Raw genomic sequence first — 12,822 nt, 5'->3', positions numbered from 1 at the left:
AAGGTTGTTTATAATTTATTTTCCGCTGGCTCACAACGTATTTATCAAGGGGGCACTGAGAAAGGCTCTGAGTTTTACTTCTATACGATTAATGCTGCACCTGCAAATAAAATACACTTTATGAGTGTTGCGGATATGGTGAAATATACATTAACTACGCCTTCGTCACGTTTAAGCAGTAGTATGAAATAGCCCCTAGTTAGACAATTAATTAGGGGCTTTTTTATTGGTTGGTGTTATAAAACGAACTCATTACCACTGCAGCATTGTGTGTTCGCTCTTTACAAAACCTTACAGTAATCCAGCTTGTTCTCCTAGATAATGAAGGAATAAAGAAATGCTGAATTTATTTTATTCTTCGCAATAATTTAAATAAAATCCATTATTAAATTGGAAACTAACCATGAAAAAAATAATGTTATTAATGCTAATAATGATATTAGGATTACAAGGTTGCAACAGTTCATCTGACGGTTCAGACAAGATAGTAAAAACAACGAATCCACCAGAGGTTCATTATATACAGCCAGGTGACGTTGCTGATTATATTGCAAAGTTTAAAGTGTACCTCTTAGGTCTTAAATTGGAGTTCGATGGCGGTGAATCAAAGATAAAGTATATTGAAGATAATAAAAGCACAGACAGTATAATATTGCTATATGATAAAGGTCTGGCTTATATGGGATATGATTTTGACAATAATAGACCATTACCTTCACTTACGTTACTGGAAGGTGATACGTCGGATTTAGCTAACTTTAACCCTACGCGTTCTTTAGTTGGCGTTAATATGACGTTGGTTGGAAACCCCGCCATTAGTACTTATAGTGGTCCGGTTCACGATAAATTAACTGGAAATATATATCCAGTTAATTTATACGTTAACGAATCATTAAGAACGGCAGGTAATAGCAAGCTAGTTATTAACGGAACCAAGGCGACACTATCGGGGACTTTAGGCACGTCTACGTATATTCAAATACAAGATATGATTAATACGACGAGTGTTGATACATTAATACTGAGTGATATTAGTGGTTCAATAAATGATGCTATTAATATGCACACTGGACGGTTAATTAGAAAGGCTGGGTTAACCACTTTAATTCCAAAAGATGGTAATGTAAATTCTGGTGGCGTTGATTTATTTGCCGCAGGTGTAGAACGTGTTTATCAAAACGGCGGTAAAGTTGGCGTACATTCTTGGTGCTGTACTGCCGATGGTAAAGACGCTGGTCAATTAAGTAAAGATGATAAAGCGCACGGTGCGCAGCTTACTTACTTTAGAGAAATGCTAGGTGCTAAGAAAGGCCCTGAGTTTTACTTTTTTACGATTAATGCTGCACCTGCAAATAAAATACACTTAATGAGTGTTGCAGAGATGGTTAAATATACATTAACTACGCCTTAGTCACGCTTAAGCAATAGAATGCAACCCTCACGAACAAAATCAGGTTACAAAGTATAACCTTATGATTCAACGTTTATTTTAGCGTAAATGTAACGTGCCCCCCATTTTCTATATGAACTGTGGTTATTCTGACCTATGTCAGAATAACCATTTTAGCTATTAACTGAAAAAGAAATAGGATTAGCACTGAGCAAGTCGTTAGCCTTAATGTTAAGTCCGAATACTTGCCTATCGCTGTGTCATATTTCCATTCCTGAATCGCTACTATCGTGTAGAAATGATATGTAATAAATAAGAGAGTGATAATTTGCGTCGCGATATGGCTAATTTCTAATATTGTATCGGTATTCATCGTGGAGCCTCAATAGTTTAGTTTTAACTAAACCTAGCTAACAATGTCGATTTTAATGGGATAGTACGCTTTCTTTGATAGAAATGTGACAGGATAGGTTCATGATTTTTTGAGATGTGAGCTTTGTGCTAGATACAATATCTCCTTAGGATGTTTGGTGGTAACTACATGTCTTGAACAAACAAAAAAACCAACAGCTTTCACTGTTGGTTTTTTTATTTAAACATTAATCACGCAGGGTTATTCCCCTGCATGTAACACTTATAAAAATGTGCTCATTACTGCTGCAATCAGTCCGTAGATTATCATTGGAATCACCGTACGTTTAATGATGTAACCTTCTTTGTTCGAAATACCTAAAATAGTCGATACTGCAATGATGTTGTTAATACAGACCATGTTACCCATAGCGCCACCAACAGATTGCAGTGCCAGTATAGTTGTTTCAGGTAAGCCAACTGTGGTTGCGATTGTTTGCTGAATACCACCAAATGTTAGATTAGATACTGTTGCTGAACCCGAGAAGAATGCACCCAGTGCGCCAAGGTAAGCAGAAGCAAACTGCCAGTTAGTGCCCATCAAATCAGAGAACGCCATACCAATGATTAGGATAGGAGAGCTCTCACCGCCAGCCATCATCAGTTTCACCATTATCAACGCACCAATCAAGGTAATGAATGGCATTTTGATACGGCTACCTGTTTCGCTAAATACTTGCTTAACCATGCTGCCTTTAAGCTTAAACAGTGGGATAGAAATCAATACCACTAATAAGAAAGGAATAAGTGCTGGCACATAAAGTGCTTTGTAAGCCCAAGCCACGTTAGTTCCTAAAATGTTACTTAGCTTGAAGATTAGTGCTTGGCTGATACTAAAGTCACCAAAGTTACCTAACGATACTGATAATGCTTCAGTTGCATCCGTCAGCATTGATTTAATACCAAGCTGCTTAATACGCGTCACAATTAAGATAATAATTAATAGCAGTGTTGGTGTCATGGCTTTGAATATCTCGCCACGGCTTACTGTCGCTAATGTTACCTTGTTGTCACTCTCATTCGCGGCTATTTTACCAAGCCCGATGTTTAACTTAGCTAAACCAACAGAGATAGTCAGACCAATTGCGCCACCCACTAATGCAGGGAATTCATAATTCCATTGTGCGAACAAGAAATACGGGATAGTACATGACAGGGTACTGAGTAGAATGAATACGTAGTTACGACGGATCTCAGTCCATGACATGACAAAGCGTAATGCCAATACCGGAATAACAAATGCCGCGAAGAAGTGGATCATTGCAGTTTGTTGACCGATCTCAAGTAATGCTGAATCACTTAAACCCAGGTTTGAAAAGCCAAACCAGGTCGGTGTGCCAACCGCCCCAAATGATACTGGTACCGAGTTCATTACTAGTGCTAGCATTGCTACTTGTAAGGGCGGAAACCCCAAACCAACTAAGATAGGCGCTGCAATGGCAGCTGGTGTACCAAAGCCTGATGCACCTTCAATCATAAAGGCAAACGCCCAACCAATAATCATTAACTGAGCAATTTTATTACGGCTAATGCCTTCTAACCAGCGACTGATCGTATTCTCAGCCCCCGATAGACACATCATGCGGTTCATCAAAATTGCCCCGGCAATAATTGATATTGGGGTTATGGCTGACAAGCTACCTGCGATTACATTTGCCCAGATTAATGTCAGGTCTGTTTGGAAATAAAAGATTTGCAGTGCTGCCACAAAGAACGCCGTTAACGGCAGTGCAATGTACGAGGGTACACCATTATTTTTGGTCATCATCCATATTAGGACTATAATTGGCATCATTGCCAAAATTAGGGATGTCATTGCTACCCACTCCATCTGTGCTCAGGCTATACGTCTATCTATCTATCTTACTTATTATGATAGTTATGCATGAGTCTATTTATTATATTATTTGAATGTATTGTTGATAAAGTACAAGTAAGTAAATGCCTGTGCTTTCCTAAATACCCGTATCGTGTGGGGAATGGATTGTAAGAGCTTAAGCTTCAAACTCCACCCCTCTTTTTAGGTATGTAATTAGGACTATGGGTAACAAATGTGATATAAATAACAGTGTGTAAAATAAAGTAAAGTATCAAGCGTCTTAAAATCAACGGCTTATGATTAATAGGCTGAGTCGCGATAAATGATTGTAGTGGTATTAGAAACAGTGATTGTCATAATTCACGGTAATAAAAAGGCATGTCACTATCGATAAAGTAACCGGTTTACGTGTTTCTTGTGATGTGATAATTTTTTATGATGAAAATTAACTACAAAAAGTAGGGTTTATAGCTTTGCTCCCATAGTTACGTTATTTTATTACACGTAAGAATCCTTATTGCCTCTCGCGTGGCAGTCCGTTGCTGCTGACTAATTACACTAAATTGAAAAATGGCTTATTACCGTTAATGTCGAACTTCATTGTTTCCATATATGATCTAATAATACCTATCATAATTCCTACATTAAAATATAACTTATTGTTTTAAATTAATTTATTTATTCTTGCAAAAAATTAAGATCACGCAAATACCGATATTAAGATATTTACTGGCATTAATCACGTTCGTTTTTTGCTGTGCTTGCTTATATCATGCTCCAAAAAATAAGCTCGGTGAGCAAGGTGAGATGATGAAAGTTAATTTTTTTGTAACCTGTCTATGTGATGTCGTTAAGTCAAACGTTGCTAAAAAAACAGTGCTATTACTGGAACAGTTAGGCTGCGAAGTATTGTTTCCTAAAGATCAAGGCTGCTGCGGTCAACCGTCATTAAATAGCGGGTATATCGAATCAAGCAAGCCAGCGATGAAATCATTAATTCGTGCCTTTGAAGGTAACGAGTATCCAATCGTAACACCTGCAGGTTCATGTGCGGCAGCGGTAAAGAAATACCCTGAGTATTTAGCGGATGAGCCTGAATGGGCGGCGCGTGCACAAGCTGTATCAGATCGTTTGTTCGAACTGACGCAGTTCATTGTGAATGAACTTAAAGTCGAAAATGTTGGCGCGAAACTACCTGGTCGTGGTGTTTATCATCCGTCTTGCAGTCTTATTCGTAAGTTAGGTGTGCGTGAGGAACCGCTTAAATTACTGGGTAATGTCGAAGGGCTAGAGCTTGTTGCTATTAAAAACCAAGAAACCTGTTGTGGTTTTGGCGGTACCTTCTCAATCAAAATGTCAGAGATTTCTGGTGAAATGGTGAAAGAGAAAGCGACAAACATAACTGCTGTAACACCTGATTATTTAATTGGTGCTGACGTCAGTTGCTTAATGAACATCGCCGGACGTTTATCGCGTGAAGGTAAAACAGTCAAAGTGCTACATATTGTTGATGTGCTAATGAGCAACATTGTTGATAGCCTTACCGTGGAGGTTAACTAACATGTCGATGAAAACCAGTGATGTGATCTTTAAACAGCGTATTAAAGAACAAATGCAAGATGGCTTTATGCGTAAATCGGTGGCTAATGCCCAAGAACGTATGTTTACCAATCGCCAATTAGCGGCAGACAAACTAGGTAACTGGGATGAGTGGCGCGAAAACGGCATGGCGATCCGTAATCATGTGTTAGACAACCTTGATTATTACTTACATCAGTTAAGTGAAAACGTACAGAAGATCGGTGGACACGTATTTTTTGCCGAAACAGCGCAAGAAGCTACAGACTACATTGAAAATATCATCAAAGAAAAAGACGCGAAGAAAGTTGTTAAATCTAAATCGATGGTGACAGAAGAGATTGGCTTGAACGAAGTCATTCAACGTAATAATTGTGAAGTGATTGAAACAGATTTAGGTGAATACATTTTACAAGTGGATGATTGCGATCCACCGTCACATATTGTTGTGCCTGCGTTACATAAAAACCGCGAACAGATCCGTGATGTATTCGAAGACAAGATTGGCTATAAAGGCAGTTCTGATCCTGAAGAAATGACACGTTTTGTACGTGAACATATCCGTCATGACTTTATCGAAGCCGATATCGGTATTACCGGTTGTAACTTTGCGGTTGCGGAATCGGGTTCAATCAGTTTAGTGACCAATGAAGGTAACGCACGATTAGCGACGTCATTACCAAAAACGCACATTGCGGTAATGGGCATGGAGCGTATTGTCCCGACATTTGAAGAACTCGATATTATGGTGAGCTTGTTATGTCGTAGTGCGGTTGGTCTGCCATTAACCGGTTATGTGACGGCGATTACTGGCCCAAGAGAATCGAATGATATGGATGGTGCTGAAGAGTTCCATTTAGTGATCTTAGATAATGGGCGTTCAGATATTTTAGCGTCAGAGTTTAAAGACATCTTACGTTGTATCCGTTGCGCAGCGTGTGTTAATACATGCCCTGCTTATCGTCATATTGGTGGTCAGTCTTACGGTTCTATCTATTCGGGTCCAATCGGTGCGGTACTATCACCATTACTGGGCGGCTATGAGGATTTCCAAGACTTACCGTATGCGTGTTCGTTATGCCAAGGTTGTAATGATGTGTGTCCGGTTAAGATCCCGTTGTCTGATTTAATCTTAAAACACCGTGAAAAAATGGTGATTAAGAAGATCACACCATTGGCAGAACGATTAACGGTATCTGCATTTAACTACCTGAACTCAAGTCCAAAGTTGTGGAATATGAGCATGAAGATTGGTGGCAAAGTTGCCCCTAAAGTGATCAAGGACGGTAAGTTACCGATTAATGTTGGCGCGATAGCTGACTGGACGGAAGCCCGTGATTTACCACAACCCGATGGTGAGTCATTCCGTAGCTGGTTTGCTAACCGTGATACCGCTGCTGTTACAGGTATAGTTAAAGCAAAAGTTAAAGCTAATAAGAGTGAGAAATAATCATGCAAGGTAAGATACATAACCGCGATACTTTTCTAGGCTCACTGGCTAAAAAACTGGGTCGTGAACTGAATACTCAAGGTGTAGAACGTCCACCATTACCACATCGTCCTCATCATGATGTGATGGCGGGTTTTAGCCAGCAACAACTTGCAGATGTATTTTTAGAATACACCAAGAACAACTTAGGTTCGTTAGGGGTGAGCTGTAACAAAGATGAATTACATGAAACGCTCACTAGCATCTGTACTGGTTTTAGTGCAGGTAAAATTGTGGTATCCGGTGATCGTCGCTTAAGCGAATTACAAGTGACGAATAATCTTAAGCTGCAATTTGATGATGTTTATACTTGGGATACAGACCAAGCGCATGACATTAATATCAAGCAAGCGGAGCAGGCGAAAGTGGGTATCGTATTCGCTGAACAGGCTTTGGCAGAGTCGGGAACTATGGTATTACACAGTGCTGCGTCCCATGGTCGTTCGGTTAGTTTGTTACCAGAAACATCGGTGTTTTTGATACCACAAAGCCAAATTGTGCCGCGTATAACGCAAGCAGCGAAACAGTTGCATGATAAAGCTCAAGCGGGTGAACGTTTACCGTCTTGTGTTAACTTTATCTCGGGCCCAAGTTCGACAGCCGATATTGAGTTGATTAAAGTTATTGGTGTGCATGGTCCTATTCATGCTGCGTATGTCGTGATTGCAGATATGTAGTCTAAGTGAAGCCAATGAGGTTGGGTCTATTCAACCTCGTTATATTTATCGACTATCGTTACATCTATTGAACCTCGTTACATTTATTGACTATCGTCTAATGCTACGATTTAAGTGTATAATTACAGGTTACCCCCCAAAAAAATTAGCTGAGAATGGCATGCCGCAAATTGATGATTTAGTGTTATTTACCCAAGTAATAGAACAAGGTTCGTTTAGCAAAGTTGCCGAAGTGAACAAGGTTACTAAGTCTGTGGTGAGTAAACGTATCAGTCGATTAGAGGAAGACCTTGGCGTACAGCTAATCTTCCGTACCACGCGTAAACTGACATTAACCGAAGCTGGCGAAATGTTATTTTACCGCGCTAAAGGTATAGCCCAAACCGCGAAGAATGCTTTTGATACCGTGACGAGTTATAGCGAAACCTTAGCGGGTCATATCAAAATGTCAGTGCCCACTATCTCGGGCGAATTATTATTAGCGAGAGCCGTGGCTGAATTTTGTGAAAAACATCCAGGACTCACGGTAGATATGTCGATGAACAATGACTTTGTCGATCTAGTCGCAGATGGCTATGATTTGGTGATCCGTACTGGCCATTTAGAAGACTCAAGCCTGATCGCGCGTCATATCTTTAATTCGCGTTGGATGATCTGTGCCAGCCCTGAATACTTAGCGCAACAAGGCGAGCCCCAGTTCCCCGAGCAGTTGGCACCATACAATTGCTTAGGCTATACTTGCCAAACTAGCGGTGCATTTAATTGGTTATTTACTCGTGATGACGCCACGTATAAAGTTAAAGTTTCGGGTAATTTTAGTTCTAACAATGCCGTTGCACTTAAGCAAGCGGCACTTGCAGGGAAGGGCTTGGCTTATCTACCAAAATGTTTGGTCTATAACGAACTTGATAGTGGCAAGTTGGTGGAAGTTTTGTCACAGCAAACAGCGAAGGTAATTGGTATTTATGCAGTGTATCCTTATACCCGTAAACCGGCGAAAAAAGTACAGCTGCTCATTGAGCATATTCGTACTTGTTATCTGGAAATGAAAGAAAACTTTTAAAGTGTTGGTATCGATCCATAATTCATCATGGCGATCTACATTATAGATCGATGACCTAATCAAAATGGAATAATAGCGTGTGTAATCGCTATACTAAATTTTCCATATTATTTTTTCTTTGTCTTCTTAGCATGCCCATACTTAAAATCCCCAATCCTAAGAATGCAACCGTTGTTGGTGCTGGTACATTGATGATTTCTTCTACTTTAATATCAACAAAAGCATTGGTAAATGAAGTCGCGGTTAGGCCACCTGCTCTAAGTTGATTTAAATCCCATGCTGCCCCACCAGTATCAAGTGCTAAATTAACGTAATCAGCGATTGAAGAACCATGACCAGTCGTTGCAGTTGCTCCAGTACAAGTAATAAATCCTCCACTACCATCCGCTTCATAGCCTAGGGTGCTAGTCATACCAAGTGCTGTGTTACCGTTGCCACATTCGAAATTGACATTAATAACAGCGTTAAGTAATGCAGCTGCGCTCGATAGACTCGTTGCTGCATTTGCTACACCGAATGACCCATCACTGTCTTCGTCGGTGACTAATATTATGTTCTTGACTGCACCGCCTGTGTACGTATAACTAGTGAGGGCATAGTCGATTGCTTGGAGACCATCTTCATGACCACCAGTGAGAACTAACCCGCCCGTTGCTGTATCGAATTGAGCAGCTGAGCCTAATTGACCCCCACCTACGGTATGTTGATGACCAGCTACAGCGTGACCTCCGCTACCCGATGCACCATAACCTGTTAAGCCATAGCTAGCGCTGAACGGATCACCAGCTGTAGCAGCGAGTAACGCTGCATCTAAACTTGTTATCATCGTTCCTAACCAGGCGTGCTCGCCACTCATTGAACCGGATTCATCTACAACAGCGACAACGTTAGTATTAATTGGTGTTGCCTTTACTGGTGCTATCATCACTGCCATTGTAGATAATACCATTGTTGATAATATGCTTTTAAATACTTTATTGTGTTTCATTACGCTTGTCCTTGATACCATTTTCATAAAGTTGAAAAGTGAATTGAAGACTACTAGTACTTAGCATTTAGGATCGAGCATACCCTATGCCACATTGATTTTTATCTTTTAAATCAGCTGGATAATTTTTAGCTATAAATCGTTTTTTAATATGTTGTAAAATTTTTCGACAGTCTTTTCGAGGGCTTAATGCTGTAGGTGGTATAGAGAAGATATCCAGAGTTAATATTTGCGCCTGATGTGTCTGCGGTGAGCCCGATGGCGCTTAAGCCTTGCATTTATTGGGTTGTTTATATTTATAAAATGGGTTGGGATTGTTTACGCACTAGCTCGGTTGCAGTCTAGTGAGTCAAATAAACCCTAAAGTAATATTTCCTCTTATTCATTTATGTTTACTAATCAGACTACGTGATTTACGTCACATTAGATGCTATACTCCGCCAACTTAAAATTCAGTAATTTATATTTAGTCCACTTTTTGGACAGGAGCGTTCCCTATCATTAGCACAGCAAATATTACAATGCAGTTCGGTGCCAAGCCACTTTTCGAAAATATCTCAGTTAAGTTCGGTGGCGGTAATCGTTACGGTTTAATCGGTGCTAACGGTTGTGGTAAATCAACATTCATGAAAATCCTAGGTGGCGATTTAGATCAAAGCTCTGGTAACGTGAAGCTTGATGAGAACGAACGTCTAGGTAAATTACGTCAGGATCAATTCGCATTCGAAAACAATACTGTACTTGATACAGTGATCATGGGCCACGCAGAAATGTGGGCTGTGAAAGAAGAGCGTGACGCAATTTATGCTAACCCTGACATGTCTGAAGCAGATGGTATGCGTGTTGGCGATCTAGAAAGTGAATTTGCAGAGATGGACGGCTACACAGCTGAATCTCGTGCGGGTGAACTACTAATCGGTGTTGGTATCCCAGTAGAACTACACTACGGCCTAATGAGCGAAGTTGCTCCGGGTTGGAAACTACGTGTACTACTAGCACAAGCACTATTTTCTGATCCAGATATCTTATTACTTGACGAACCAACGAATAACTTGGATATCGCAACGATTGACTGGTTAGAAGAAACACTAAACGCACGTCAAAGCACAATGGTAATCATCTCGCATGATCGTCATTTCTTAAACAGTGTTTGTACTCACATGGCTGACCTAGATTTTGGTGAACTACGCGTTTACCCAGGTAACTACGATGATTACATGTTTGCTGCTGCATTAGCACGTGAACAGCTATTAACAAGCAACTCTAAAAAAGAAGCGCAAATTACAGAACTTAAAGCATTCGTTGCTCGTTTCTCTGCAAACGCATCGAAAGCAAAACAAGCATCATCACGTGCTAAACGTCTTGATAAAATTGAACTTGATGAAGTTAAAGTGTCTAGCCGTCAAACGCCATTCATTCGTTTTGAGCAAGAAAAACAGCTTTACCGTAACGCATTAGAAATTCAAGGTCTAACAAAAGGCTTTGATGAAGGTCCATTATTCTCTAACTTTAAGAGCATGGTTGAAGTTGGCGAGCGTATCGCAATTATCGGTACCAATGGTGTTGGTAAAACGACATTAATGCGTATGTTAGCAGACGAACTGACTCCAGATGCGGGTGAGTACAAATGGTCTGAAAACGTAAACATCGCTTATTATGCACAGGATCACGAATCATACTTCGAAGAAGATCTAACGCTAATGGAGTGGATGAACCAGTGGAAAGAAAAAGGCGATGACGATCAAACTGTTCGTGGTTTCCTAGGCCGTCTACTATTCTCTAATGATGACATTAGTAAGAAAGTAAGCGTACTATCTGGTGGTGAAAAAGGCCGTATGCTTTACGGTAAATTAATGATGCAAAAACCGAACGTATTATTAATGGATGAACCAACTAACCACATGGACATGGAATCAATCGAAGCATTGAACATGTCTCTTGAGAAATATGAAGGTACATTACTGTTCATCTCTCATGACCGTGAGTTCGTATCTACAGTTGCGACACGTATCTGGGATATCACGCCAAACGGAATCGTTGATTTTGACGGTACTTACGAAGAATATATCGCAAGCAAATAATAAGCGTCAACCGAGCAATCGGTGCTTATTTTAAGTGAGTGAATTACTGATTAAAAATATAAAAGGCCATCACATTATGTGATGGCCTTTTTTGTACTTAACAACCAACCGCGGTCATTATACTGCGTTATTGCTCACGCTTGATTCTGATTTGTACGTCACTGGTATGAAGCGACTGAGTATCAAAGATAAACTGGCAATCGCCGCGCCTGCGTAAAATACTAACGAAGGATTGTATAACCAGATCATGCCGAAAATTACCGGAATAACGACTGCGGCAATATGATTAATCGAGAAACTCACGCCCATGCTTCCTGCAATGTCTTTCGGATCCGCGATCTTCTGGAAATAGGTCTTTAATGCAATAGCGACTGCAAAGAACAGGTGATCAATAATATACAGCACGGCGGCAAACTCTGCTGACTCTACCAAGGCGTAACCAATAAACACAAAGATAAGTCCGGTATATTCGAATGTTAATGCGCGACGCTCACCTACACGTCCAATCCATGCGCCGATTTTAGGCCCTAAATATAGATTAATAACATGGTTAAGCATGAATAGCGCGGTGATCTCTGGAACACCGTAACCGAATTTTTCAACCATTAAGAAACCAGCGAAGACGACAAATATTTGTCGGCGAGCACCCGCTAAAAACGTCAGTAAGTAATACAAACTGTAGCGCTTACGCAAGATGAGCTTTTTGTGTTGTACGTGGGAGTTTTGGATATTAGGTTTATGGGTTGCAAGCCAAGCTGTTATCACGAGCCCGAGCAGCCCACATGCCATGTATACGGTTACGTAGTCCGCATCAAACACGCTGAACGCCAGCCAAATACCTGCAAAGGTAAAGAGGGCTGCAAATGATTTCACTGCGAGTAGTCGACCCAATTGCGCAGGGGCTTCGGCTTTACTGAACCATTGTAGGCTTAATGACTGGTTGATGGTTTCGTAATAATGGAAACCCACAGACATAAGCACGGTTGTGGCATATAAGCCATAAACAGAGGGGAAAAAGCCTGTTATCGCCACGCCAATTGAGAGTAAAGATAAGGCAATAATGGCAAATATTTGTTCCTTTAGTATCAGTAATACAAATGCAGCCGTGAAAGCAAGTAACCCAGGGATCTCACGTATCGATTGTAAGGTGCCTATTTCGGCCCCTGTAAATGCGGCATTCTCGATAGCAAAGTTATTCAGTAATGCGTTCCATGCTGAAAAGGTCATCGACATGACAATACCGGCAAGGGCGAGAAAAACAAATGGGCTTTCTTTGGAGAATGAGCTAAAGAGTGATTTAGGTAATGGTTTCATGGCTATCGACTG

Annotated in this window: 9 protein-coding genes; 6 read left to right on the top strand and 3 right to left on the bottom strand. The window is 40.5% G+C overall.

Annotated elements, in window-relative coordinates; translation table 11 throughout:
* The first annotated feature begins 403 nt into the window (after positions 1–403).
* Positions 404–1,411 (top strand): hypothetical protein, encoded by a 1,008-nt coding sequence (locus HWV01_RS16675; protein ID WP_211672611.1) that lies wholly within the window; start codon positions 404–406, stop codon positions 1,409–1,411.
* Between the two features lie 613 nt (positions 1,412–2,024).
* Here the strand turns inward: HWV01_RS16675 and HWV01_RS16670 are convergent.
* Positions 2,025–3,617 (bottom strand): L-lactate permease, encoded by a 1,593-nt coding sequence (locus HWV01_RS16670; RefSeq protein ID WP_211672610.1) that lies wholly within the window; start codon positions 3,615–3,617, stop codon positions 2,025–2,027.
* Between the two features lie 810 nt (positions 3,618–4,427).
* On the opposite strand from HWV01_RS16670, the gene HWV01_RS16665 reads away from it, so the two are divergent.
* The 4 genes from HWV01_RS16665 to HWV01_RS16650 all read left to right on the top strand — a co-directional run bounded on the left by HWV01_RS16665 (position 4,428) and on the right by HWV01_RS16650 (position 8,427).
* Positions 4,428–5,180 (top strand): (Fe-S)-binding protein, encoded by a 753-nt coding sequence (locus tag HWV01_RS16665; RefSeq protein ID WP_256440735.1) that lies wholly within the window; start codon positions 4,428–4,430, stop codon positions 5,178–5,180.
* A gap of 1 nt (position 5,181) precedes the next feature.
* Positions 5,182–6,648, top strand: coding sequence for a LutB/LldF family L-lactate oxidation iron-sulfur protein (locus HWV01_RS16660; RefSeq protein ID WP_211672609.1), 1,467 nt, complete (start codon positions 5,182–5,184; stop codon positions 6,646–6,648).
* A 2-nt stretch (positions 6,649–6,650) separates the two neighbouring features.
* A complete protein-coding gene (locus HWV01_RS16655; RefSeq protein WP_211672608.1) occupies positions 6,651–7,364 on the top strand; it encodes a lactate utilization protein C in 714 nt (237 codons plus the stop codon).
* Positions 7,365–7,524: 160 nt separating this feature from the next.
* A complete protein-coding gene (locus HWV01_RS16650; RefSeq protein ID WP_211672607.1) occupies positions 7,525–8,427 on the top strand; it encodes a LysR family transcriptional regulator in 903 nt (300 codons plus the stop codon).
* A gap of 88 nt (positions 8,428–8,515) precedes the next feature.
* Here the strand turns inward: HWV01_RS16650 and HWV01_RS16645 are convergent, their stop codons facing one another.
* Positions 8,516–9,415 (bottom strand): PEP-CTERM sorting domain-containing protein, encoded by a 900-nt coding sequence (locus HWV01_RS16645; protein WP_211672606.1) that lies wholly within the window; start codon positions 9,413–9,415, stop codon positions 8,516–8,518.
* 497 nt (positions 9,416–9,912) lie between these two features.
* Here HWV01_RS16645 and HWV01_RS16640 point away from each other — a divergent pair, with 497 nt between their 5' ends.
* Complete coding sequence (locus HWV01_RS16640) at positions 9,913–11,496, top strand: ABC-F family ATPase (RefSeq protein WP_075473616.1); 1,584 nt, start codon at positions 9,913–9,915, stop codon at positions 11,494–11,496.
* Between the two features lie 117 nt (positions 11,497–11,613).
* Here the strand turns inward: HWV01_RS16640 and HWV01_RS16635 are convergent, their stop codons facing one another.
* Positions 11,614–12,810 (bottom strand): MFS transporter, encoded by a 1,197-nt coding sequence (locus HWV01_RS16635; protein ID WP_211672605.1) that lies wholly within the window; start codon positions 12,808–12,810, stop codon positions 11,614–11,616.
* Positions 12,811–12,822: the final 12 nt, after the last annotated feature.

Source organism: Moritella sp. 5 (assembly GCF_018219455.1).
In the GTDB taxonomy this organism is placed as follows: Bacteria; Pseudomonadota; Gammaproteobacteria; order Enterobacterales; family Moritellaceae; genus Moritella.
This window is presented reverse-complemented; position numbering and strand designations above follow the sequence as displayed.

Coding starts and splice junctions, on each gene's coding strand:
- HWV01_RS16675 (WP_211672611.1), top strand. CDS start 404: ATGAAAAAAATAATGTTATTAATGCTAATAATGATATTAGGATTACAA.
- HWV01_RS16670 (WP_211672610.1), bottom strand. CDS start 3,617: ATGACATCCCTAATTTTGGCAATGATGCCAATTATAGTCCTAATATGG.
- HWV01_RS16665 (WP_256440735.1), top strand. CDS start 4,428: ATGATGAAAGTTAATTTTTTTGTAACCTGTCTATGTGATGTCGTTAAG.
- HWV01_RS16660 (WP_211672609.1), top strand. CDS start 5,182: ATGTCGATGAAAACCAGTGATGTGATCTTTAAACAGCGTATTAAAGAA.
- HWV01_RS16655 (WP_211672608.1), top strand. CDS start 6,651: ATGCAAGGTAAGATACATAACCGCGATACTTTTCTAGGCTCACTGGCT.
- HWV01_RS16650 (WP_211672607.1), top strand. CDS start 7,525: ATGCCGCAAATTGATGATTTAGTGTTATTTACCCAAGTAATAGAACAA.
- HWV01_RS16645 (WP_211672606.1), bottom strand. CDS start 9,415: ATGAAACACAATAAAGTATTTAAAAGCATATTATCAACAATGGTATTA.
- HWV01_RS16635 (WP_211672605.1), bottom strand. CDS start 12,810: ATGAAACCATTACCTAAATCACTCTTTAGCTCATTCTCCAAAGAAAGC.